The organism is Paenibacillus sp. sgz302148 (genome assembly GCF_056120465.1).
The window spans coordinates 246,254-269,278 of record NZ_JBVYOJ010000002.1 but is presented as its reverse complement, the minus strand read 5'-3'; the positions used below and the strand labels follow the sequence as shown (position 1 = coordinate 269,278).

The following is a 23,025-nucleotide window of genomic DNA, read 5'->3' as shown; positions in this document are numbered from 1 at the left end:
AAAGAAGCCCTCATGGTTGAGGGCCTTGCATGAGAACCGACATTAATCTAGTCCGACGAGCTTCCATTGTCCATTTTCGTCCAATTGAAATACGAATTCCCGGTAAGGATACGATTTATGTTCGGCATTGGCTTGCGTTCCGATGCGGACATAAGCGACAGTTTCGGTCGCTGTACGGTAGTCGAACTTCACCCGGTCGACGCCGGACAAAACGAGCTTGCCGTCGATCTTCTGCCAGAACGGATCCGTCCCCGGCGCAAACAACGCGGAAAGCAGCTTTGGATCGCGCTTGTTGTAGGCTTTCACGTATTGGTTGATGCTCCCGATAAGTTGCTTTTCCATCGATCCTTTGGCGTATTGCGAAGCGTCGGCAAAAACGGTGCCGTCAGTATTTATTTCAATCGCGTCGTTTCGTTTCTCGTTCGGGACTGCCGTGACCAGGTCGCTTGTCGCGGTTACGATATTGCCTTGTCCGTCCGGCTTGCCTTTTGCAAAGAAGTTACCAAGCTCCGTTTCCTTGCCTGTTTCGTCGATTGTGCCGTAAGTGACGGAATCCCATATCGTATTAAAATATACTTGAGCGGCTTCTTCAGCGCGGAATTGACCGAATTGCTTAATGTATCCCCCCGGACCTACTCCCGATTCGCCTTCCCAAACGACATTGGCGATGCCTTCGGCATTCACTTCGATATAGGTAAGGACGCCCCGCTGGTCGATATAATAAGCCCTTGCTTCACCTTCGGGGAACAGATAACGGATCAATCGGCCTTCTTTTCCTGCCAGCAAATTGGGATAAGGATTGTTGACGGGCAGATCTAACGCAGCTTTCCTTGCGCTGAGCAAGTCGCCGCTGCGGATTGCTTGTATCGCCTTGCGGTGCGCTTGGGTGCGAAAATACAACGTATTTGCGTCCGCTCCTTTGCCCCGGTCGATCTGTGCCCCAACGGCGTAAGCAACGAATCGAAGCGGCAAGTAAGCTTGCTTGTTGATGATTTGAGCAGGGGCCTCCAGTTTAAAGGGGGTGCCGTTAAGGTAAGCTGTTGATTTGTTCGCAACGAGTTTGTATGTGGATTTCGTCGTTTTGTTTTGGATCGTTGCGGTTTGCGTTTTTTCGTTCCAATCTAACGAAACGTCGGGAGACAGCATGTAAAAATCGTTCAAGGGTACGTAAATGCGGTTGCGGATCGTGATGGGCGGGTGATCCTTCGGCGGCAGCCAGCCGTTGATGTAGAGCTTCACCGTACCGTTTTTTTGCGTGCCGGCAGCGGCCTCGGCATTGTCCGGGAGCGCCGCCGTAAATAAGCAGAAGCATAGGAAATAGATCAAAACGAACGTTTTCTTCACGGAATTCCCCGCCCCTTCAAAGAGGTTACATTTCAATATGACCAAAATCCAACCGCCGGTGCGAGCTTATTTCAAGGCAGTGAGCTTCCATTGGCCGTCTTTGTTCAATTTAAATACGAACGTACGATAAGGGAATTGCTTGCCGGATTTATTCGGCACTGTTTGAACGCGTAAATTAGCGGTGATTTCGGTGTCTGTCTTTTGTTCGAATTTGATGCTGTACACTCCGGACAGGGTCAGTTCCTTCGAAATCGCGCGTCCAGGCACGTTCGGGGCCGCATCGAAAAGTTCGGACAACCCTTTTTCATCCCGCTTGTTGTACAGTTTGACGTACGTGTTTACGATGCCGACCAATGCTTTCTCCGCGGAATCTGCCGGATACAGCGCGTCGTTTAGATATACGGTTCCGTCTTGGCCGATCGCGATGGCGTCGATCCGCTGCTCGCCCGGGATGGCGATAATCGTGTCTTGTGCCGGGCAGGGAGAGGAATTGCAAGCTTGATAAGTACCTACCTGTTCCCATTGTTCGTTGTGAATTTTGCCGTACAACACGCTTTCGCTCAAAAGGTCAGAGATGAAATAAACTTGCTCCCTATCCTCGGGCGGCTTCGTTCCCGTCTCGATTTTTTTGCCGCCGTCTCGGGATTGCCATACGACTTCGGCGATTCCATCCTTATTGATGACGACATAACTTGTGACGTTCCTCCATTTCTCGTAATAACGGAGAGCTTCGCCTTCGGGAAAACGATAGGTCGTCGTATAACCTTCTGACCCCGGGTCCGGAATTTGATTGATAACGTAGTTTCGCGGCAAACCGATCGCGGCTTTCCGCGCGCTGGCCAGATCGCCGGAGAATAAATCTTTCAGCGCCTGAATATGCTCCGCACTCCGTACGAAAATCGTATTGTCCGCTGCCTGCCGCTCCATGGATGCGCTCAGCGCTTTCGTCAAGAAGCTTAGTGGTACGTATGTTTTGCCGGAAACGATTTTCGCCGGGGCGTCAAGCTTGATCGCTTTCCCATTTTTGTAGGCGGTGGATTGGTTTTGCTTCAAAGTGACGACATCTTTTGTTTTGCCGTTGCGAACGGTGGCAGTCTTCGTTTTGCCGTTCCATTCCGACGTGATGTCGGGGAATTTGGACAATGCGGCCAAAGGGACCATGATGTTCCCCTTCACCGTCTTCGGTGCTGTTTCTTTTTCCAGCAGCCGGCCGTTTATGTACAGCTTTGCAGACGCCGCCTTTTGAGCTGCCGCCGCGGTAACGGCACTTGTCGGGATGCTTGCGATTGATCCGGCCATCAAGCAGACGATCATCATGACAATCCATCTTTTCATAAAAAATGCTTCCCTCCCAATCGTTATGTGAATTAGACGAACGATCCCGCGTTTTTGTTTCTGCTTCTCACTAATCATGAGCCAAAAGCGGTATGGTATAATGATTGGCAAAAGACGAATCGAATCGGCGAGGATGTGACTTGGGACGGTATGGTGTTCGTATTAATCGCGCTGTGGCTGACGACGGTCGTGCTGCTGCTGTCGGCCCCGCGCAGGCCGGTGGTACGCTGGCTGAGCGGCGTTACGTTCTGCGGCGGTTCGGGAGCCGTGGCCGCGATCGTGGGAGATATGCTGCGTCCTTACGCGCTTTCGCATGGAGGCAGCCTATCGCTAGACCGCTTGCTCCATACGGTGGAGATCTCCGCGTCGTGCGTCAGCTACTACGGCTTGCCGTATATGTTCGTCATGTTCGCCGTGCACTATCATGGGCGAATCGCGGCGCCGTCGATCGTCCGCAAGCTTCCGTACGGGCTGCTGCTGCCGTTTTTGGCGTTGCTCCCGTTCGTTCCGCCTTATCCGGTTTCCTTCCCGCTGCTGGCAATATGGGCGGTGCCGTATATGTTGTTCGGCGCTTTCCTCGTACTCGCGAGCAAGGAGCAGCATTCCGCGCAGCGGCGAGCCCGCGTATTGACGAGCATCGCCGTATTGCCGGCCGTGTTGTTCGCGCTAGTGATGAACTACGTGCTGCCTTGCTTCGGGGTTTATGAGCTATGGCGGTACAATACGTGGAGCATCGCTTTTGCATTTCTGATGTTCCTCATCGCGATTTTTAAATACGGCTTCTTGGGCGTACAGCTGCTGATCCAGCGGCGCCAGCTCGATCTGACGATTCGCGCGGTCACGTCGGGGACGGCGATTCTGAACCACGCGATCAAGAACGATATCGGCAAAATCAAGCTGTTCGGCGAAAAAATCAACCGACAAGCGCTGGAGACCGGGGACGCCGAGCTCGCGGAAGATATCCGCGTCGTGATGGCTGCGGCGCAGCACATTCAGGACATGATCCATCGCGTCCACGACCAAACGCAGGATCTGCTGCTTCGGCCAAGCGTAAACCGGCTGTCGGAGCTGGTCGACGAAGCGCTTGCCGGGTTTGCACCTGCGGTGCAAGGCAAAGTGACGGTCAGCCGCGATAATGAAGGCGACGGCGACATCTATGGCGATCGCGCGCAGCTGCTGGAGACGCTGAACAATATTATAAGGAACGCGATTGAGGCGATGCCGGGCGGAGGCGCATTATCGATTAAGCTGCTGCAAACGAAAAAAATGCGTCTCGTCGAAATCGCCGATACCGGGCGCGGGATCGAAAAACAGCATTTGAGCAAAGTGCTGGAGCCTTTCTTTACGACCAAAGGTGGAAGCAAAAGCAACTTTGGACTGGGGCTCGCCTATTGCTACCAGGTGATGAAGAAGCATGGCGGCGCATTGGAGCTGCATAGCGAGCCCGGCAAAGGGACGCGGGTCTATTTGCATTTTCCGAAAAAAGCTAGGCTGAGCGCCGCGTCGACCGTTCCATCGATCGGTCAGCAGCAAATGGAGAGGGGAATGAACGTTGTCGATCATACGCGTCATGATCGTTGAGGACGATCCGGATTGGCGGCGCGGGTTGTCCGCTTATTTGGCCAAAGAGACCGACATCGAGGTCGTGGCTGCCGCAGATACGGCGGAAGCGGCTCTGGCAGCGGCCGCAACGGCCCGACTAGACGTCGTGCTGATGGATATTATGCTGGCCGACAGCGCGGAAGGAATCGCTTTGACCGCGGAAATCAGCCGCTTGTCGGATGCGCGCATCATTATGCTGACCTCGCTTCAAGCGAAGGAAATGATGTTTGACGCCTTCAAGGCGGGCGCGGTCAATTACATCGTGAAATCCGATTTCAAGGCGGTTCCGGAAGCGGTTCGACAGGCATTTCGCCATAGCTCGCCGATCGATGCCCTGGCCGCCGAGCAGATGCGCGAGGAATTCCGCAGGCTGAAGCAGTTGGAGCGCGAATATGAACGGAAACAGATGAGCGATCTGATTACGCCGACGGAGCTGCAGGTGCTGTCGATGATCGAGCAAGGGCACACGCAAACCGAGATTGCCGACAAATTCGTCATTTCGATCAGAACGGTGAAGGTACACGTCGGCAATATTTTGCGCAAGCTGAACGGCAAGAGCAGCAAGGAAGCGGCGAAGAAGGCGAAGGATATGGGGTTGTTGTAGGAGGGAGGGGCGCTCATGAAATTACGTCTAATGGCGACGGCCTTTTTATTCCGCGGGGACCAAGTGCTTCTGCTGAAGCGGGGCGCGGACCGTAAGCTTGCTCCGGGGTTATGGACCGGCGTGGGCGGACATCTGGAGCAGGATGAAATCGATGATCCTGAGCGCGCCTGCTATCGGGAAATCGCCGAGGAAACCGGCATCGTGCAAGACGAGATTACGGGTATAAAGCTGAAATATATCCTGATCCGCGCGAAGGGATCGGAAATTCGGCAGCAGTTCGTATATTTTGGCAGGACCGAGAAGCAGCGCTTCGTGAACACAAACGAAGGCGAATTGCATTGGATAGCCGTTGAGCGGCTCGACCGGCTGGCAAAACCTTGGATTATACAGACGATGCTGGACCATTATTTTCAAACCGGCATCCACACAGAAGATTGTTACATTGGAATCGCGACGACGGGAATGGATGGACAACCGGCCATGGATTGGACGGTACTGGTTGATCCGGAAATTGTGTAGGGAGGTGTATGGCCGAGATGAATGCGATTACCCCGTGTTCGGGGTGCCGGTTGGAGCTTCCGGACCTTCATCAGGCAGGGGACGTCCGATTCAACGCATCCGAAGCGTGTTGGGCGCTCTACGGCGAGCTGTCGGCATTTACGTTAACCCTACAAGACACTTTCTTCATTCACCAGATTGCGCTTGACGCTTATAGTGCGCAGCATGCCGGGGGAAGCGTGAAGCCGATTAATACCGTTTTTGCGCTGGCGGGTCTGTACTTGGCCAATGAACGAGGATTTTCGAGAAGACAAGTGCAGTTAGCCCATACGGAGCTTGCGAAACGGCCGAATCGCTGGCCGATCCTAGAACCTCCTGCAGAGCCGGGAATCGTGACCGTCAAGGATGTTCTACTGGCAGAGACTGACGAGCGAAAGCAAGACATGATCCGCGAATGGTCTGCATCGGTTTGGGGGAGCTGGAAGCACCGGCACGAGTGGGTCCGCGAGTTGTGCAGCCAATTTTGAGAGGACGATGGCAGCATGTCCAAGCGGATCATCGATCGAACGTTCGAGACCGGAAGCTTGGTACATTATGCCGAGGAATAGGATATATAGATGAAATTCAAAATAGCAAGCCGATGAAATAGTACTACGAAAAGTTAGTACTATTTTTTTGTGCCTTTTTTCAACAAGATGAAGGCAGAAGGAAAGTAATAAGAGGAAACTCGAGGAGATAACCTTCTAGCCTGCCGCCAGCCCAACCAACGAGGCAATACCAAACCCCAGCACGATCAGGCCGGAAATCCGGTTCACCCACAGCAATGCATTCGAACTCAAGCGTCTACGTACGGTCCCTACAATTCCGCACAATAAAAACCACCAGCAAGCCGAGCCGAGAAATACGCCGATCACAAGGAGCAGGGCGGAACCGCCTCCGCTTTGCTCTGTCGCCGACAAGCCCAGTCCGGCAAAAATCGCCGCGAACGACAGAATCGTCATCGGATTCGTAAGCGTCAGCAGTAAGGTGGAGCCGTACGCTTGAAAATAACGCTCGCCGCGCTCCGCCGCTGCTTGCTCTGCAGGCCGAGATCCCAGTGTTCTTACCCCAAGGTAACATAAGAATAACCCGCCAATTAGTTGAAACCATAACTGCTGCCCCGCCAAAAAGCCCGTCACGACGGTCAATCCGAACGCCGCCATACATCCGTAAACGGCATCCGCCGTCGCCGCCCCCAGCCCTGAGACGATGCCGTAGCCCCGTCCTTGCGCCAGCGTGCGCCGGATGCACAATACGCCGATCGGCCCGACAGGCGCCGCGATCGACAAGCCGATCAGCAGCCCTTTTGCGAACAAAAACCACATGCGCTTTAGCTCCCCACCTTTATTTTTTCAAAGCATATCATAGATTCGCCCGAGGTTGGCCTATAAGGTACTACGAAAAGTTAGTACTATTTTTTTTACGGTCGTTTTTTACAATATAGCTAAGACCAGGTCCTAAAAAACACGATTTTACGGAGGTTACCGTGATGGGAAATCTGTTTCGCAAGCATTGGACATCGCTGCTCGGCGTTGCTTTTGTACTCGCGGCGGTGATGACGTTATTCAAATATTCCATCGACCAGGGATGGCTGACGAACGGCTTTAAGATCGGCATCGGCTTGCTGGCAGGCGCCGGGATGATCGTTATCGGACTGCGCTTCAAGCCGCTCCGTAACATTCAATTGCTCGGCGAAATTGCGGCCGGGCTCGGCGTGGCGATTTTGTATACGACGTGTGCTTTTGCGGGGATTTATTATGCGCTCTGGGACCCGATGACCGTGTTTCTTGGCATGATCGTCATCACGGTGGGCACCGCGGCTTATTCTTACCGATTCAATTCGCGCATTCTGATGTGCATCGGCATGATCGGCGCCCTTATGTCGCCTTGCGTCATGCGGCCGGAGACGGATCAAGTGTTTACGCTGTTCCTGTACTTGCTTGTTATTAACGCAACGTTCTTCTTGCTCAGTCTTCGCAAGCCATGGCTGGAGCTTCGGCTTGTCTCGTTCCTCGGCACATGGCTGCTGTATGCGGTGTATTACTTTCATTTCGAGCCGGTGGCGGAAGAATTATGGAGCATGCCGTTCCGCTACGCGACTGCGGCGTTTCTGTTCTACGTGATCGCGTTTCTCGCGACATCTTGGCGGGACGGGCAAAAGTTCGACGGCCTGAATCTGTATCTTGGCATCGCCAATGCGGTAGTTTTTGGTCTATGGGCGGTAACGCTGCTTGATGGCATCGTTCATTTCGCTTATCCGTTGTTTGCCATGGGGCTCTTGTATGTAGGGGCTGCGTTCGCGGTGTACCGTTTGTCCGGACGGTTCGCCGTCCCGGTGATGACGAAGCTGCTCGGCGGCACGTTCCTGATCCTGATCGCGGCGTCGCAGATCGGCAGCGGGCTGGAAGCGAAACCGCTCATCAGCGTGTTTCTGTGGACGATCGTGGCGACGGTTGTTATAGGCATCGGGGGTATCGCAAGCTCGACATGTTCAAAGCGGCGGGAATGGTCATCTGGATGATGGCCGGGTTATATTGGTACGTCGTCACCTGGAATACGCCGCGCGGCGAATGGTTCGGCATGTTCATTCCGTTTCTCAACTGGGGAGCGGTCGCCTGGATGCTCGTAGCTGCGCTTGGCTTTTTTATCTCGCTGAAGGTGCGGTTCGCCAAAGTCCATGACGGAACGAACCAAGCTTTTTCGACGATTGCTTCCATATTGAGTCATCTTGTCGTCGGAGGGCTGCTGACCATTCAAGTGATGAACCTGTTTCTGGAGTATGAGAAGATCAGCGAATCGGCTAGCATGGCTCTGACGTTGTCGATCTCATGGGGGGTATATGCGCTGCTGCTGTTTTTGTGGGGGGCGTACAGCCGGCAGGCGATTTTCCGGATTTTCGGTTCGGTGGTGTTGGGGATTGTTGCTTTGAAGACGATTTTCCTCGATTTGGCCGGCCAGGATACGATCTATAAGGTCATTGTGCTGCTCGTTCTCGGGGCGATTTCCTTCGGCATCACGATTATTAATAATCGCTGGAACGATAAGAACGGTTCGCAACCGCAGCAGCCGAATGAGACGTTCTCGCAGCAAGTGCCGTCGCAATGGGGTCAGCCGCAGTCAGGGCAGCAAGTACCGCCACAGTGGGGGCAGCCACAATCAGGGCAGCAGTGGGCGCAGCCGCAATCGAGGCAACAGCAGGAAGACCAGTCGCAGCTACAGCAACAAGCGCATGGGGATCAGTGGGATCAGCAACCTGCCCAGTCCCCTGCAAACGGCGGACAGCGTCCGGCATCGGCTCCGATACCGCCTATCGGTGATTAAACTTTAAACCTGGAGGAACGTCATGATCTACAACTGGTGCAATCCGAATCCGTTCATCCTAGTCATCGTCATTTGTCCGCTAATTTCCTTGCTGATGGGGGCGTTTCTCGCCCTCTTCCGCTGCCGCAAATGGCTCGCGCCTGCGCTGGCCTTTCTGCTGCCCTTACTGTACATTACGACGGACCTGGCCACCTTTCGGGCGAACGTGGATGCTTGGCTTATGTGGGGTATTGTGTATGCTTTTCTTGCCCATGGCATGGGATGGCTGTTGTGGAAATTTCGTTAATTCGGCTTGCAACTTATTCCCATCTCGGCGCGTTTAGATTAGCGAGTAACCAAAGTTTAAATGTGCTGAGGGGGATTCGGAAGATGAAACGATGGAAGCGTACATATGCCACAGCGGGGCTAGCGGCCGTGATGTTGACGACGGGTGCGATGCAAGCGATGGCGGAGGAAGCGGCCAAAGAGCCGGTTAATGTCAAAATGACGGAGAAATCGGGCGCAGCCACTTCTGCGTCGACGAAGGAAACCGTCAAGCTCGACGATGCCGGTTCTACGCCGGTGGACAGCAAAATTTCCAAGGATAAGGCGATTGCGCTCGCGAAGCAATACTTGCAGATCCCGGCGGGCTTCGAGCTGCAGAATGTCAGCTTTAACAAGCAATACAATAGCGGCCGCGGCGTGTGGAACATCAGCTATATCAAGAAGCAAGACAAGAACCGGTATTACGCGGGGATTGATGTAGGCATCGATGCGGACAACGGCATGCTGCTTAGCTTCTACTCCAACATCAACGATCCCGACAAAAAATACGAATACCCGCCTAAAGTGAACCTGGAAGCGGCCAAAACGGTAGCGGACCAATTTATCGCCAAAATCATTCCGGGCAAACAAGCCGAGATCCGTTACGACCAGGACGCTGCGAATGAAATGAAAACGCCGCTCAACGGAAACGTCCAATACAGGCTGCAATACGACCGCATCGTGGGCGATGTTCCTTATTTGCAGAACTATGTGAGCCTGACCGTAGACGGCGAGGGCCATGTCGTGCAGTACACCTACAATTGGGACGACGATGTGCAGTTCGATAGCTCCGACAAATATATTAGCCAGCAAGAAGCGGAAGCTGCTTTCCGCGAGCAGGCGCAGCTCATGCCGAACTATCTGCTTCCGTACCGTCAGCAAGGAGTCAAGAAGCCGTTTGTGAGCTACAACTTGACGCCATTTATGCTGGACGCAGCGACAGGCAAGCGTTGGACCGATAACAACGGCGGTTATAAGCTGAATGTGACGGTTCCGGTAGCAGATAAAGCGCTGGCAGAGCCGCCGAAGGCAAACCAGAACTTGACCAAGGAGCAGGCCGTGGAGCGGGTGAAGGCGTTGTTCAAGGTGGACGACAAGATGAAGCTGGAAGATGCGTCCTACAATGAATCGACGAATCCGGAAACTGGCGTTATATCGGCATCGTGGAACTTACGCTGGACGAAACCGGAGGGCAACGGTGATGCATGGGCTAGTGTCGACAGCAAAACCGGCCAAGTGACCAACTTCTCGAATTATTTCTATTTCCCTAGCGATAACGGCGGCAAGACGGACAATGCCGCGTCGAAGCTGACCTACGACCAAGCGAAGAGCAAAGCGGTTGAATTGGTCAAAAAAGCGCTGCCGCATTTGGTGCATCAAATGTACCTGCAGGAGCAGGATATGAGCCAGATTCCAGCGGCCAAACTGGCGCAAATGAACAACTACAGCTTCAATTTCAAGCGGATTCTGAATGGAATCGGCGGCATGGAAGAAGTCAATGTGAGCATCGATATGAAAACCGGCGAGATCACGAACTTCTACGGCTACCAATCGGGCATCGCCTACCCGGACCAAACGCCGAAGCTCATCGCCAAGCAGCAAGCGGCGGATCTGCTCTTCTCGCAATATCGCATCAAGCTCGGCTACGTGCTACCATATACCGATCGCGACGGCGGCATCATTCCGCTTGAAAAATACAACCTGATGGTGGCGGCAGGCGAAATCCAGCCGGGCAAAGACCAGCAGAACAAAAAAGCGAAGCTTGTCTACCAGCTTGTGCCGATCCAGAATGATCAAAACGTATTCTTGGACGCAACAACCGGCGAATGGCGCGCTTACGACACGGGCGAAGTGACCTCGCTTGAGAAAGTGAAAGTGACGGACATCGACAAGCACTGGGCGCAAAAGGAACTCGAACTGATGCTGGAGTACAAAGCGCTCGACGTCAAAGACGGCAAAGTGAACCCGGATGCGCCGATCACGCGCGGCGAGCTGATCAAAATGCTGATCGCCTCGATGAACGGCGGCAGCCCGATCTATTACGAATCGGCTAAAACCGCTTCATTCGCCGATGTTAAAGCCGATTCCCAGTTTTTCGCCTACGTGGAAACGGCGGTTGACCAAAATCTGATCGATCGCGATTCGAAAAACTTCAATCCCGAAGGCAAAATGTCCCGTGAAGAAGTCGCCGAGCTGATCGTGCGCGCCTTAGGCTTCAACTCACTGGCGCAGTACAGCGACATTTTCGCATTAAGCGCGAAGGACGCGGATGCGATCAAGCATAAAGGCCAAGTCGCCATCGTTGTCGGCCTCGGCATCATGTCGCTCAGCGACGGTAAGTTCGGGCCGGAGCAGCAAGTGACCCGCGCCCAAGCGGCGACTGCGTTCTTCCGCTTCCTGCAGAAGCGCGAGACGCTCGCGAATTCGCCGGGCTACGGGTTTCGTTAATTACGTGGTACCGGCAAACTGTCGGATAATAAATTTATTAGCAGAAATTTAGAAGGAGATGGCTCCCGTATTCGATGGGAGCCATCTTTTTTTGGATGAAATTGCGATACAGCTCATCGTTACAAGTCAAAATGGCGAGTAGTTCTTGAGTTATACATTTTATGGATGCGCTTGGTAGAAGTTCCTTCCTATCCCTAAAAAATAGTGCTAAAGTTTTAAGAATATCTTTCCGATACTAGTAGGGGGAACCCAAATTAATTATATATTTTCCAAATAAGGCATTTGGACAAGTGAAGGGAGTTATCTTAGGATGCTAAACAAGAAGATTCTAGTTGGTTTATTGGGCTCGGTGATTGCTCTTGGGGCTTATTCCACAGCTCATGCGGCAACTTCAACTACAGAGTGGGATACAGCAAATGTCACGATTACGAATAACGTAGGTACCCCCGATACCGTTGAAGTGAAAGGACTTACGGAAGGCGCTGTCGTTAAAGTGTACGATAAGCCGACGAAGGGCACTTTGCTCGGTAGTGCAACCGTAGGCAAAGGGAAAACGGAAGCGATCGTAAAAATTAAAGAACTCGGACCGGCAGGGAAAATCTATGTCAGCGTAATGCTGGAATCGGCTACCGAAGAATTAAGTTTTGATGACGAACAAACTTCGACTGCTCTGGATGCCGACAAAATTACGATCTCAAACAATTCAGGAATGAAAGATACAATAACCGTCAAGCAATTAAACGTAGGAACGATTATTAAAGTTTATGACCAAGAAACGGGAGGCAAATTACTAGGCTCCGGGAATGTTACGAAAGGAAAAAACGAAGTTATCATTAACGTCATACAGCTAGGCGTGGAGAACGGAACCGTATACGTGACGATTACGGAACCCAACATGAGAGAAAGCAGCCGGGTTTCGAAGGATTATGATAAAGAAGCGGAAACGAAGGAACCGCTGGCTGACGACATCACGATCGTGAACCGAGTGGGTGCGCCTGACACGGTCACCGTAGCGTTGTCCGCAGAGGGTACTTTGGCGAAAGTATATGATCAAGCTTTAAATGGCCGATTGCTAGGACAAGCGAGTGCCAAAAAGGGAACAAGAGAAGCTGTTATTAGCATTAAGCAGCTCGGCTCAGAGGATGGTTCGGTATTTGTCTCCTTGACAGAACCGAACAAGAGAGAAAGTAAAACTACCGAGCAAACCTTTATAAAAGAAGAGGTCACAAACGTACCGGATGCCGGTAATGTTACGATCGTCAATAAAGCCGGAAGTGCGGATCTCGTGACCGTTGAAGAGGTAAAAGCAGGCGTTACAATCAAGGTTTACAACAAAGCGACCAACGGTGTTCTATTAGGCTCTGCCATTACGAAAAATGGGGAAGCCCTGATCAAGATTGCTCAATTGGGTACGGAGGATGGATCTGTATACATTACGGCGACGGAGCCGTTCAAAAAAGAAAGTGATACTGTTGAAGTAAATTTCATTGCTGAGGAACAAACCAAACCGGTAGATGTTGCTGATAGCGTGGTTACCAACAATGCGAACGCGGCAGATACCGTTACCGTTTCGAATTTGGATGAAGGAACCACGATCAAGCTTTATTCCAAAGATACGAAAGGCAAGCTACTAGGATCGGGGATTGTGAAGAAAGGCGGTTCTGAGGTTACGATTTCTATATCTCAACTGGGTGCGACCTCCGGTACCATCTATGCAACCGCAACGGCGCCAGACAAACGAGAAAGCGATGTCGTGGCTTTAGACTACGAGGAAGAAGTGCAGACGGAACAACCTACGGATATTACCATTGAAAACAATAAAGGTTTATCCGATTTCATTACAGTAGGCGGATTGCAGCCCGGAGATGTCGTTAAAGTTTATGTGTCCGGCAAGAAAACGTTGCTTGGAAGCGGAGTCGTTGCCCAAGGCAGGACAAAGCTGGATATTATTATTAAGCAGCTAGGTGTAGACGGAGGGTCTGTTGAAATTACAGTGACAGGCAAAAATAAGCTGGAGTCCGAAAGAGTATCGTCCACCTATTCGGCCGAAAAATAATCGAATCGAAGCACAAATGCCCTCCTATAAGCTTAGGAGGGCGTTTTTTTGCAAAATGAGGCGGCGTTAGTCAGACTTCTTATCCTTCTTGCTATACGGCCAAATCGACTTTGCGCCTTCAACGGTATCGTTGACGAAGGCCATGTCCTGGTTTTTTGCTTTCATATGCGTGGTGCCTTTGTAATTGCCCTTGTGCGATTTATTTTCCATGGCGAGAATAAGCTCCTTTGCGCATTCGGATAAATTTGTTCGGCTATATCGTTTGCAAATCGGGCGATTGCTATGCAATTCGTTTCATTTGAGGCACATGGAAAAAGCAAGAACTGGGAATATTAGGCGAGAATAAAAAGATTTCGACAGGATATGGAGGACTATTCTCGTGAAAAGATTAAGGTATATACGGATGCTTGGCGGTTTGGCGATACTCTGTCTGCTTGCCGCGGGATGCGGGAAAGAACCGATGACATCGGATGTCGTATTCGGCAAAACGATCGAGGCGTCCAAATCGCTGCAAAGCTTTAACTTAATGATGGATATGACGCAGTCGATGGAGGAAGCGGGCAACAAGATGGACATGACGTTCAAAATGAATTCCGACGCGATCCTCACGCCTTTGTCGATGCACCAGAAGATGACGACGTCTTTTCAAGGTCAAAATATGGTGTTCGAAATGTATTTGGCCGACCAAGGAATATTCATGTACGACGATGCCGCCAAGCAGTGGCTTCGAATGCCATCCAATCAAGTCGAGCAGTTGAAAAATACGATTTCGGTGATGCAAACCGACCCGGGCAAGCAATTGGAGCTTCTGCGCAAGTATGCCGGGCAATTTACGCTGACCGAGGAAGCCGAACGTTATGCGCTCAAGATGACGGCATCGGGCGAGGGCATGAAGGAGCTGATGGAGGATATTATGAAGAACTCGTTCGCCGGAGCGGGGGCGCTGCCGAAGGAAGTGCTGGACACGATGAAAATAACGAATACCGGATACGCGTTCACCGTCGACAAAAAAACATTTTTGCCGCAAAACGTCATCGTTGATACCGACATGACCATGGAGATCGAAAAAGGCAAGCCGGTGCACATCATTCAGCATATGAACGGCACGTATTCCAAGTTCGACAGCATTCCGGCGATAAAGGTACCGGAGGAGGCGCTGGAGAAGGCGAAGGAAGCCGTAGTTGGAGAGTGACCAGCCAATAAGAAGGGTTGCTGCAAGGACTCGGAGATGATCGCCGATGCATGCTCTGTAAAAAGGCGTTGGAGTAAGGAAGAACGGAATTAGGCGATCGTGCATACGTTGAAGCATCCAGACTCTCACCTGAAATGGAGGCTTCCCGAAGTGTATTGGACGATTCCTTACGATATCAGACCGCAGGCAAGCTATCCGGATCATTCCGCGCTTCAGCAGGCGCTTGCATCCATCAAGCAATCGGTGCAGGGCGAAAGAAACGACGAGCTTTTCTACGAAGAACTGATTCGGCTGGCCCCTACGCAAGAGCAAAAGCAGATCATTACTTCGATCCGCGATGACGAGCGGAAACATAACCAGATGTTTCGTCACATTTACCGTTCGTTCACCGGCCAGCAAATTACAGGTGTCAGCAGCGAGCAGTATTACAAGCCAAAAACGTATCTGGACGGAATCCAGCATGCGTTGTTCGGCGAATTGTCTGCGGTAGAACGGTATCGCGACATTTGGAAGGCGCTACCCGTGGGTCCGTACCGCGATATGTTGTTCGAAATCATCCTGGACGAACTGAAGCATGCGAGCAAGTATAACTATTTGTTTACGCTTAATCGAACAGCATAAATTGAAAATGATGAATGAGCCTGCCTTTCAACTCGGCGGGCATTTTTTATGCTTACTAGGCAAGCAAGCGAGTGCACTTGAAATCGCGCAAGGCTGTCTCCCCGGGATTAAGCTCGTAAGGATATTGGAAGATGAGTGCATCCGGCAAATACAGCTTGGTTGCTTGCGCCTCTTCTGGAACAGGCTGCAAAGAACGGAAGATGACAGCGGCAGGCAAGTACTATATAATGAATAGGGATATTTTCTGAAAATAAGGAGTTGTATTGATATATGGGTCTTTCATGTGGAGTCGTCGGTTTGCCGAACGTCGGGAAATCGACTTTGTTTAATGCAATTACGCAGGCGGGCGCGGAATCCGCGAACTACCCGTTCTGTACGATCGATCCGAACGTCGGCGTCGTTGAAGTACCGGACGAGCGGCTTGTGAAGCTGACGGAAATCGTCGTGCCGAACCGCGTCGTGCCTACGGCATTCGAGTTTGTTGACATTGCCGGTCTCGTGAAAGGTGCGAGCAAAGGTGAAGGACTCGGCAACAAGTTCCTCGCGCATATCCGCGAGGTGGATGCGATCGTTCACGTCGTGCGCTGCTTCCAGGACGAGAACATCACGCACGTGTCGGGCAAAGTAGACCCGATCAGCGATATCGAAACGATTAATCTTGAGCTCATTCTTGCCGATGTCGACTCGGTGGAGAAACGGATCGAGCGCTCTCGCAAAAATATGAAGGGCGGCGACAAGAAGTACGCACAGGAAGTCGAAGTGCTGGAACGCATCAAGGAAGCGTTGTACAACGACAAACCGGCGCGCAGCGTAGAGCTGACCGACGAAGAAAAGCTGGTCGTGCGCGAACTGCACCTGCTCACGATGAAGCCGGTGCTGTATGCGGCGAACGTCAGCGAAAGCGAAGCGGCGAATGCGGACGACAACCCGTTCGTGCAGCAAGTTCGCGAGTACGCCAAGGCGGAAAATGCCGAAGTGGTGCCGATCAGCGCCAAAGTGGAATCCGAAATCGCCGAGCTGGAAGGCGAGGACAAAGAAATGTTCCTTGAGGAGCTGGGGCTGCAGGAGTCGGGCTTGAACCGCTTGATTCGCGCCGCTTACCGTTTGCTCGGGCTGTACACTTATTTTACGGCGGGCGTTCAGGAGGTTCGTGCTTGGACAATTCGCGTTGGCATGAAGGCTCCGCAAGCGGCCGGCGTTATTCATACGGATTTTGAGCGCGGGTTTATTCGTGCAGAGGTTGTATCTTACGACGACCTTGTTGCCGCGGGTTCGATGGCGGCCGCACGGGAGAAAGGGCAGCTTCGTTTGGAAGGCAAGGAGTATGTCGTGCAGGACGGCGATGTCATGCATTTCCGTTTTAACGTTTAGTTTTTCTGTATAAGTTTCGGATAAAAGCAGATTTATATATCACGGCAAAAGCAATGAGCCGAATTTCACACTTTCCTAGCGAAGATCGATGGCGTCGCTAGGACGGTGGTCGAACGATATTCGGCGTTGGCAATTACCGCTGTGGAATGTTTTGTCGCCCGTTTCTGAACGGGCTCTCTTTGTGTTATAATATAGGATAGCATTTTTAATGGAGAAAGGGTGAATGGCTATGCTGGACCGGCTTCAATCGCTCGCCGACCGTTACGAGAAGCTCAGCGAGCTGCTGTGTGACCCGGACGTGGCGAACGACACCAAGAAGTTGCGCGAATATTCGAAAGAGCAATCCGATCTGCAGGATGCGTACAACGCATACGTTGAATATAAGCAAGTGATCGAACAGCTGGAGGAAGCCAAGCTGATGCAAGGCGAGAAGCTGGACGACGAAATGCGCGAAATGGTCAAAATGGAGATCGAGGAACTGACCGAACGCAAAACGGAACTGGAGGAACAGATTCGCATTCTGCTGCTGCCGAAAGACCCTAACGACGACAAAAACGTCATCGTGGAAATCCGCGGCGCGGCGGGCGGCGACGAAGCGGCTTTGTTCGCATCTGACCTGTACCGGATGTATACGAAATACGCCGATACGCAAGGCTGGAGAACGGAAGTGCTGGAGGCGAACATTAACGACCTCGGCGGATTTAAAGAGATAATTTTTATGATTACGGGCAAGGGTGCTTATAGCCGCCTGAAATACGAGAGCGGCGCGCATCGCGTGCAGCGTATCCCGACGACGGAATCCGGCGGGCGTATCCATACGTCGACTTCGACGGTTGCCGTATTGCCGGAAGTTGAAGACGTCGAGGTCGATATTAAGGATAACGATATCCGCGTCGACACGTTCTGCTCGAGCGGCGCCGGCGGGCAATCGGTCAACACGACTAAGTCGGCTGTGCGCGTGACGCATATCCCGACCGGTATCGTGGCGACGTGCCAAGACGGCAAGTCGCAGAACGACAACAAAGCACGTGCGCTGCAAGTTTTGCGGGCACGGATTTTCGATATTGCGCGGCAGGAAGAGGAAGCGAAATACGCCAGCGAGCGGAAAAGCAAAGTCGGCACGGGCGACCGAAGCGAACGGATTCGCACGTACAACTTCCCGCAAAGCCGCGTGACCGATCACCGGATCGGCCTGACGCTGCATAAGCTCGACGCCGTTATGAACGGCGACATGGACGAGATCATTTCGTCGCTGACGCTTGCCGAGCAATCTGAGCTGCTGGATCGTGGGGAGCAATTGGCGTAAGCCGGATTTGAGCGGGAGGAATCATGCGTTGATGAGTGTCACGCTTGACAGATGGCGTTGATTCACCTTCGTTTTTTGTAGGCTGGACCACGGGATAATAAGCTCTCCGGCCCGAAGGGCAGGTCGGCAGGGTAAGTGATGAAGTACTGAGCGTGATTGAGAGGAGCGAGGACGTGGATCAGACCGAAAGCAATGATGTTGCCGAAGTTCGCCGCGATCCGGCTATGATAGAGCTTGCCGAAGGCAAGCAGGGTATGACGATAACGATACGCGAAGCCTTTATGAAGGCTTCTTCTTTTTTGGCGGCGAAGGGAATCGGGGAGCCGGCGTTTATTGCCGAGCTGCTGCTTCGCCATGTGCTCGGCTGGGAGCGGGCGGAGTATTTGCTGCGATGGAACGAGCCGCTGCCGGAAGCGCTTCGCGACCGCTGGCTGGACGTGCTGGCGCGCAAAGCTGCCGGAGAGCCGGCGCAATACATTATCGGCGAGCAAGCGTTCTACGGCTTGCCGTTGGCGGTGACGCCGGCGGTGCTGATCCCGCGCCCGGAGACGGAGCTGCTCGTCGAGGAGCTAGCCGCCGAAGGCCGCAGGCTGTGGCCGGACGGCGCGCCGTCGCTCGTTGACGTCGGCACCGGCAGCGGCGCGATCGCCGTGACGCTGGCGACGCTGTGTCCGAAGTGGCGCATTGCCGCTTCGGACATTTCGCCGGCGGCGCTCGGCGTAGCGCGGGCAAACGCGGAGCGGAACGGCGTGGCTAAGCAGATCGCCTTCCACGAAGGCGATCTGCTCGGGCCGTTCCTTGCGCGCGCGGGCTTGCCCGCGCCGCAAGCCAGCGCAGCGGATGCGCCGGGCGGGGGCGCGACGCGGTACGTCGGAGCGGGGGCATCGAACGTTGGTGCGGTTCGAGAGAGCGGAGCCGATGCGCCGCCGAGCGATGACGCGGAGCTAGGTAGCCGTTCGGAAACGATAGCCAGTGCCTCAGCAGCGTATGACGGGTTCGATATCGTCGTATCGAACCCGCCGTACATCCCAACGCGCGATATCGCCGGGCTGCAGCCGGAAGTGCGGCTGCACGAGCCGATGTCCGCGCTGGACGGCGGCGCGGACGGGCTCGACCTGTACCGCCGCCTGGTCGGTCAGCTGCCGCAGCTTGCGACGATGCCGCGCCTCGTTGGCTTCGAGGTCGGCATCGGACAAGCGCAGGATGTCGCTGCGATGCTGCGCGAGCTCGGTTACGCGACGCGGATCGTGCTTGACTACGCAGGCATTGAGCGTCATGTCATCGGCATGATGGAATAATCGTCGCAGCGTGTGAGCTGCGGCAAGATCAGGGGGAAACGGCTACATGAATTTGAAAAACGCATTCGAAGACGTAAAAAAATTCCACGAAACGTTCGACCATCCGGTTGCGTCCAAGCCGCAGCGGCTTGATCCTGCTTATAAGGCGGCACGCCTCGCGTGGATGCGTGAGGAGCTGGACGAGTTCGAAGCGGCGGAAACGCTCGAGGACGAAGTCGACGCGATCATCGACGAAATTTATTTTAACTTAGGTACGCTTGTTTCGATGGGGGTTGACCCGCAACCGTTGTTCAACATCGTGCAGCAGGCGAATATGGCGAAGGTATGGCCTGACGGGACCGTGCATCGGCGTCCCGAAGACGGCAAAGTCGTCAAACCGCCGGGTTGGCAAGACCCGGGGGACAAGCTCCGCGCCGAAATCCGGCGTCAGCTTGAGCAAGCCTCCGAGTAGGATAGCAGACTCGCAAATGTCATTTTCATAGAGTTATAGAAGCATGCAATGAAAGCCTCCGAGAAAATCGGAGGTTTTTTGCATATGCGGCGTTTTCCCTCCCTATTGAAATTTGGCATGAACACGTATTTCTTTTATTGAAACTTGCAATCTTGTTCTCTAGCAAAAAATAATAGATTCCGAGGTTTAACTCTCGCAGAGGCGGACATACTGATTATCAGGAACCGCTGAAAGGGAGTTGGACGGAATGGTACGGAAGCCGAAATCATTATCCTTTTATATGTATCTAGCATTTGCACTTATTGTGATGATCATGAGCTGGGAGTCGAACCGCGCGCAAGCGGCGGTCATCGACCAAACGATACCGGAGCAGTCGATCCGACTGCGCATTCTCGCCAACTCGGATTCGCCGATGGACCAGTTGGTAAAAAGGCAAATCCGCGACGCGATCGTGGAGCAAATGAACCGTTGGGTGAAAGAGCCGCAAGGCATTGAAGCTGCGCGTGCTACGGTACGCGAGCATTTGCCTGAGCTGAGCGAGCTGGTGGGCAGTCAGCTGAAATTATACGGATACAGCTATGGCTACAAAGTCGAGTTAGGCCAAGTGCCGTTCCCGACCAAAATGTACGGCGACAAAGTGTACCCGGCCGGCATGTACGAAGCGCTGCGCGTTACACTAGGCGAGGGTGCAGGTCAAAATTGGTGGTGCGTGCTGTTCCCGCCGCTATGCTTCATCGATTCAACGAGCGGCGAAGCCGTCTCGGACGCGAAAGACGCCGCGAAAGAAGCGGCTGTGCAAGAACAGGCGGCAGCAGAAGTCGGGGCCGACGCAGACCGCGGTGGCGAGAGCAATGCGGATGTTGCGGGCGATTCGAAGCAAGCAGCTGGGAAGCAAGAGGCAGGACAAGCAAAATCGGCAGATGGCGGGAAGGCAGAAGCAGCGGCGGGGCCTGCTCTAGCGTTGGCGTCGGCGGAAGTGGATGCTGACCAGCCAATGCAACCTGTGGAGGAGCCTGAGGTACGATTTTTCTTCGCGGATCTCTTCGCCGGAATTGGAGACTTTTTCAGCAGTCTGTTCGGGAAATAGATCAGAAATCCTCTCCTTTGATCGGGAGAGGATTTTTTATTTTATCTTATAGGGCCTCATTTTTCGGACATCGTAAATCTTTTATCCTTCGTTTTTCGTGGCATTAGGAACATGCTATAATGGGAGCATTATGCCAAAAACAGCAACGTGAAAGAACGGAGCATGACGTGATGACCATTCAAACAACCTATTGGACGATTGATCATACAGATGGACAAAAACGGGAGCGGGCGATTCAGGAAGCGGCGGCGATGCTGCGAGAAGGCAAACTGGTCGCGTTTCCGACCGAAACCGTGTACGGGCTGGGCGCGGATGCGCGGCGGACGGAGGCGGTGGAGGGGATTTTCGCGGCTAAGGGCCGGCCGTCGGACAACCCGCTCATCGTGCACATCGCCGATGCGACGCAGTTGGACGAGCTCGTGCTGCCCTACGGCGACACCGCGCGCCAGCTGATGGCGCGCTTCTGGCCGGGGCCGCTCACGCTCGTGCTGCCGGCGCGCCCCGGCGCGGTATCGCCGCGCGTCACAGCCGGGCTCGCGACGGTTGCCGTGCGCATGCCGGCGCACCCGGACGCGCTCGCGCTGATCGCCGCCTCTGGCTGCCCTATCGCCGCGCCGAGTGCGAACCGCTCGGGCCGGCCGAGCCCGACGCTGACGTCGCACGTGCGCGATGACCTCGCCGGGCGCATCGACGGCATCGTCGACGGCGGCCCGACCGGCGTCGGCGTCGAGTCGACCGTCGTCGCCGTCGACGGCGAGCGCGTCACCGTGCTTCGTCCCGGCGGCGTCACGCTCGCCGAGCTGCGGTCGGTCGCGGCCGACGTCGCGCTCGACCCCGCCCTCGCGGCGCAAGCGAGCGCCTCAGCCGCCACCGCCACCGCCGCCACCGCCGCCGACGCCGCTGCGCCGGCAAACCCCGACTTCATCCCACGTTCGCCCGGGATGAAGTACGCGCCCTACGCGCCGCGCGGCGAGCTGCAGCTCGTCTGCGGCGAGTCCGCCGACGCCGTCGCCACCCGTATCCAGGCGGCGGTCGACGACGCCAAGCGGCGCGGCCTGACGACCGGCGTGCTGACGTATGCCGAGCACGCCGCGCTCTACCGCGCCGACCTCGTCGTCGCCTGCGGCAGCCTGGGCGACCTCGCAACGACGGCGCATGAGCTGTACGCCGCGTTGCGCCGCTTCGACGCCGCCGACATCGGCTTCATCGCCGCCGAAGGCTGCAGCGACGAAGGCATCGGTCTCGCCGTCATGAACCGGCTGACGAAGGCCGCCGCGGGCCGCGTAACCTACGTATAACGTTAAGAGTTTTTTAAGCGGCTTCTATGGATCGAATCGTCGTTATATTCGTGATGGGAATCATTCATAGCGCAGCGCTTTGCCCGTCAAGTCCCTTCACTCATTTTTCTCCCCTCAACCCCGGGACAAACGTCATGTTTCCCAGTTTGTCCGCATATGCTGAAACAAGAAACGGCGGGACAAGGGGAGATGGATGTGGAGACGGCTTCGGCCCAGGCGGGACAACTCATCACCGTGCTGATCATGGCGTTTGCGCTCGGTCTGGACGCTTTTTCCCTCGGGATCGGCATCGGCATGCGAGGCATCCGGCGGCTCGACATCGTGAAGCTGAGCTTTGTGATTGGAGTGTTCCATATCGTCATGCCGCTGCTTGGCATGTACGCGGGGTATTATGTCAGCTCATTGCTTGGCAATGTAGCGACATTCGCCGCCGGCGGATTGCTGCTCCTGCTGGGCGGTCATATGATTTATAGCGCTCTGCGAGGAGAGGCGGTGCGGCCGTTCGACCACCGGACGTTATGGGGAATTCTCGTATTTGCGCTTAGCGTAAGCATCGATTCTTTTTCCGTTGGAATATCGCTCGGGATGTTCGCTACCGATATTATGCTCACCGTGCTGCTGTTTGGCTTTGTCGGAGGCATCATGTCCGTCCTCGGCCTGTCGCTCGGACGTCGCGTGAGCTACAGCATGGGGGAATACGGGGAAGCGTTTGGCGGCGTTATTTTGTTCGTGTTTGGTTTGCTTTTTATTTTTTGACAATATACAACTTCAAAAAAAGAATTTCAGCGCCGGCGGATGAAAGCATCCATCGGCTTTTGACGTTCCGGGTCTTTCCGCAAGATGTACCCCGT

General features: G+C 54.1%; 22 protein-coding genes. 18 read left to right on the top strand and 4 right to left on the bottom strand.

The genetic code is table 11. The features are described from left to right. Positions 1–42: 42 nt before the first annotated feature. Together AC0LWM_RS04845 and AC0LWM_RS04840 are read right to left on the bottom strand one after the other, a co-directional pair. On the bottom strand, positions 43–1,344 hold the full coding sequence (locus AC0LWM_RS04845) for a stalk domain-containing protein (protein ID WP_474673769.1): 1,302 nt from the start codon (positions 1,342–1,344) through the stop codon (positions 43–45). Between the two features lie 66 nt (positions 1,345–1,410). After that, the gene (locus AC0LWM_RS04840; RefSeq protein WP_474673768.1) at positions 1,411–2,679 is read right to left on the bottom strand and encodes a copper amine oxidase N-terminal domain-containing protein; all 1,269 of its coding nucleotides are present in this window, start codon (positions 2,677–2,679) and stop codon (positions 1,411–1,413) included. 150 nt (positions 2,680–2,829) lie between these two features. Between AC0LWM_RS04840 and AC0LWM_RS04835 the strand changes: the two genes are divergently transcribed. The 4 genes from AC0LWM_RS04835 to AC0LWM_RS04820 are packed head-to-tail and all read left to right on the top strand — an operon-like array spanning position 2,830 to position 5,910. After that, a complete protein-coding gene (locus tag AC0LWM_RS04835) occupies positions 2,830–4,260 on the top strand; it encodes a sensor histidine kinase (RefSeq protein WP_474673767.1) in 1,431 nt (476 codons plus the stop codon). Next, entirely contained in the window at positions 4,232–4,885 is a 654-nt protein-coding gene (locus AC0LWM_RS04830) for a response regulator (RefSeq protein ID WP_474673766.1), read from the top strand. The genes AC0LWM_RS04835 and AC0LWM_RS04830 overlap by 29 nt, the downstream gene beginning before the upstream one ends. A 15-nt stretch (positions 4,886–4,900) precedes the next feature. Beyond that, the gene (locus tag AC0LWM_RS04825) at positions 4,901–5,404 is read left to right on the top strand and encodes an NUDIX domain-containing protein (protein WP_474673765.1); all 504 of its coding nucleotides are present in this window, start codon (positions 4,901–4,903) and stop codon (positions 5,402–5,404) included. 17 nt (positions 5,405–5,421) lie between these two features. Beyond that, positions 5,422–5,910, top strand: a complete 489-nt coding sequence (locus tag AC0LWM_RS04820; protein ID WP_474673764.1) for a DUF5946 family protein — start codon at positions 5,422–5,424, stop codon at positions 5,908–5,910. 216 nt (positions 5,911–6,126) lie between these two features. Here AC0LWM_RS04820 and AC0LWM_RS04815 read toward each other — a convergent pair whose 3' ends face one another. Beyond that, positions 6,127–6,747, bottom strand: coding sequence for a LysE family translocator (locus AC0LWM_RS04815; protein ID WP_474673763.1), 621 nt, complete (start codon positions 6,745–6,747; stop codon positions 6,127–6,129). A 164-nt stretch (positions 6,748–6,911) separates the two neighbouring features. Between AC0LWM_RS04815 and AC0LWM_RS04810 the strand changes: the two genes are divergently transcribed. From AC0LWM_RS04810 to AC0LWM_RS04790, 5 genes are all read left to right on the top strand, one after another. After that, positions 6,912–7,943 carry a DUF2339 domain-containing protein gene (locus AC0LWM_RS04810; RefSeq protein ID WP_474673762.1) on the top strand — a complete coding sequence of 344 codons (1,032 nt, stop codon included), beginning with the start codon at positions 6,912–6,914 and terminating at the stop codon, positions 7,941–7,943. After that, a complete protein-coding gene (locus AC0LWM_RS04805) occupies positions 7,910–8,743 on the top strand; it encodes a DUF2339 domain-containing protein (protein ID WP_474673761.1) in 834 nt (277 codons plus the stop codon). Before AC0LWM_RS04810 ends, AC0LWM_RS04805 begins: the two co-directional genes overlap by 34 nt. Positions 8,744–8,765: 22 nt before the next feature. After that, positions 8,766–9,029, top strand: a complete 264-nt coding sequence (locus AC0LWM_RS04800; RefSeq protein WP_474673760.1) for a DUF2651 family protein — start codon at positions 8,766–8,768, stop codon at positions 9,027–9,029. A gap of 83 nt (positions 9,030–9,112) precedes the next feature. Beyond that, complete coding sequence (locus tag AC0LWM_RS04795) at positions 9,113–11,494, top strand: S-layer homology domain-containing protein (protein WP_474673759.1); 2,382 nt, start codon at positions 9,113–9,115, stop codon at positions 11,492–11,494. A 310-nt stretch (positions 11,495–11,804) separates the two neighbouring features. Further along, positions 11,805–13,550: a hypothetical protein gene (locus tag AC0LWM_RS04790; RefSeq protein WP_474673758.1), complete on the top strand. Its 1,746-nt coding sequence runs from the start codon at positions 11,805–11,807 to the stop codon at positions 13,548–13,550. A gap of 66 nt (positions 13,551–13,616) precedes the next feature. On the opposite strand, the gene AC0LWM_RS04785 is transcribed toward AC0LWM_RS04790, so the two are convergent. Continuing rightward, positions 13,617–13,760, bottom strand: a complete 144-nt coding sequence (locus AC0LWM_RS04785; protein WP_474673757.1) for a hypothetical protein — start codon at positions 13,758–13,760, stop codon at positions 13,617–13,619. Positions 13,761–13,929: 169 nt separating this feature from the next. Between AC0LWM_RS04785 and AC0LWM_RS04780 the strand changes: the two genes are divergently transcribed. The 9 genes from AC0LWM_RS04780 to AC0LWM_RS04740 all read left to right on the top strand — a co-directional run bounded on the left by AC0LWM_RS04780 (position 13,930) and on the right by AC0LWM_RS04740 (position 22,930). Then, complete coding sequence (locus tag AC0LWM_RS04780; RefSeq protein ID WP_474673756.1) at positions 13,930–14,742, top strand: DUF6612 family protein; 813 nt, start codon at positions 13,930–13,932, stop codon at positions 14,740–14,742. A gap of 150 nt (positions 14,743–14,892) precedes the next feature. Beyond that, positions 14,893–15,363, top strand: coding sequence for a ferritin family protein (locus AC0LWM_RS04775; RefSeq protein WP_474673755.1), 471 nt, complete (start codon positions 14,893–14,895; stop codon positions 15,361–15,363). 270 nt (positions 15,364–15,633) lie between these two features. Beyond that, complete coding sequence (gene ychF, locus AC0LWM_RS04770) at positions 15,634–16,734, top strand: redox-regulated ATPase YchF (protein WP_474673754.1); 1,101 nt, start codon at positions 15,634–15,636, stop codon at positions 16,732–16,734. Positions 16,735–16,963: 229 nt separating this feature from the next. Beyond that, positions 16,964–18,040, top strand: coding sequence for a peptide chain release factor 1 (prfA, locus tag AC0LWM_RS04765; RefSeq protein ID WP_474673885.1), 1,077 nt, complete (start codon positions 16,964–16,966; stop codon positions 18,038–18,040). A 254-nt stretch (positions 18,041–18,294) separates the two neighbouring features. After that, positions 18,295–19,338 (top strand): N5-glutamine methyltransferase family protein, encoded by a 1,044-nt coding sequence (locus AC0LWM_RS04760; RefSeq protein WP_474673884.1) that lies wholly within the window; start codon positions 18,295–18,297, stop codon positions 19,336–19,338. A 46-nt stretch (positions 19,339–19,384) separates the two neighbouring features. After that, positions 19,385–19,789, top strand: a complete 405-nt coding sequence (locus AC0LWM_RS04755; protein ID WP_474673753.1) for a pyrophosphohydrolase domain-containing protein — start codon at positions 19,385–19,387, stop codon at positions 19,787–19,789. A gap of 247 nt (positions 19,790–20,036) precedes the next feature. Continuing rightward, a complete protein-coding gene (spoIIR, locus tag AC0LWM_RS04750; RefSeq protein WP_474673752.1) occupies positions 20,037–20,876 on the top strand; it encodes a stage II sporulation protein R in 840 nt (279 codons plus the stop codon). A gap of 170 nt (positions 20,877–21,046) precedes the next feature. Continuing rightward, positions 21,047–22,174 (top strand): L-threonylcarbamoyladenylate synthase, encoded by a 1,128-nt coding sequence (locus AC0LWM_RS04745; RefSeq protein WP_474673751.1) that lies wholly within the window; start codon positions 21,047–21,049, stop codon positions 22,172–22,174. 195 nt (positions 22,175–22,369) lie between these two features. Then, complete coding sequence (locus AC0LWM_RS04740; RefSeq protein ID WP_474673883.1) at positions 22,370–22,930, top strand: manganese efflux pump MntP; 561 nt, start codon at positions 22,370–22,372, stop codon at positions 22,928–22,930. Positions 22,931–23,025: the final 95 nt, after the last annotated feature.

What these genes read in the sequence shown, in the direction of transcription:
- AC0LWM_RS04840 (WP_474673768.1), bottom strand. Translation starts at nt 2,679, where the DNA reads ATGAAAAGATGGATTGTCATGATGATCGTCTGCTTGATGGCCGGATCA.
- AC0LWM_RS04835 (WP_474673767.1), top strand. Translation starts at nt 2,830, where the DNA reads ATGGTGTTCGTATTAATCGCGCTGTGGCTGACGACGGTCGTGCTGCTG.
- AC0LWM_RS04825 (WP_474673765.1), top strand. Translation starts at nt 4,901, where the DNA reads ATGAAATTACGTCTAATGGCGACGGCCTTTTTATTCCGCGGGGACCAA.
- AC0LWM_RS04820 (WP_474673764.1), top strand. Translation starts at nt 5,422, where the DNA reads ATGAATGCGATTACCCCGTGTTCGGGGTGCCGGTTGGAGCTTCCGGAC.
- AC0LWM_RS04815 (WP_474673763.1), bottom strand. Translation starts at nt 6,747, where the DNA reads ATGTGGTTTTTGTTCGCAAAAGGGCTGCTGATCGGCTTGTCGATCGCG.
- AC0LWM_RS04810 (WP_474673762.1), top strand. Translation starts at nt 6,912, where the DNA reads ATGGGAAATCTGTTTCGCAAGCATTGGACATCGCTGCTCGGCGTTGCT.
- AC0LWM_RS04805 (WP_474673761.1), top strand. Translation starts at nt 7,910, where the DNA reads ATGTTCAAAGCGGCGGGAATGGTCATCTGGATGATGGCCGGGTTATAT.
- AC0LWM_RS04800 (WP_474673760.1), top strand. Translation starts at nt 8,766, where the DNA reads ATGATCTACAACTGGTGCAATCCGAATCCGTTCATCCTAGTCATCGTC.
- AC0LWM_RS04795 (WP_474673759.1), top strand. Translation starts at nt 9,113, where the DNA reads ATGAAACGATGGAAGCGTACATATGCCACAGCGGGGCTAGCGGCCGTG.
- AC0LWM_RS04790 (WP_474673758.1), top strand. Translation starts at nt 11,805, where the DNA reads ATGCTAAACAAGAAGATTCTAGTTGGTTTATTGGGCTCGGTGATTGCT.
- AC0LWM_RS04785 (WP_474673757.1), bottom strand. Translation starts at nt 13,760, where the DNA reads ATGGAAAATAAATCGCACAAGGGCAATTACAAAGGCACCACGCATATG.
- ychF (WP_474673754.1), top strand. Translation starts at nt 15,634, where the DNA reads ATGGGTCTTTCATGTGGAGTCGTCGGTTTGCCGAACGTCGGGAAATCG.
- prfA (WP_474673885.1), top strand. Translation starts at nt 16,964, where the DNA reads ATGCTGGACCGGCTTCAATCGCTCGCCGACCGTTACGAGAAGCTCAGC.
- AC0LWM_RS04760 (WP_474673884.1), top strand. Translation starts at nt 18,295, where the DNA reads ATGACGATAACGATACGCGAAGCCTTTATGAAGGCTTCTTCTTTTTTG.
- AC0LWM_RS04755 (WP_474673753.1), top strand. Translation starts at nt 19,385, where the DNA reads ATGAATTTGAAAAACGCATTCGAAGACGTAAAAAAATTCCACGAAACG.
- spoIIR (WP_474673752.1), top strand. Translation starts at nt 20,037, where the DNA reads ATGGTACGGAAGCCGAAATCATTATCCTTTTATATGTATCTAGCATTT.
- AC0LWM_RS04745 (WP_474673751.1), top strand. Translation starts at nt 21,047, where the DNA reads ATGACCATTCAAACAACCTATTGGACGATTGATCATACAGATGGACAA.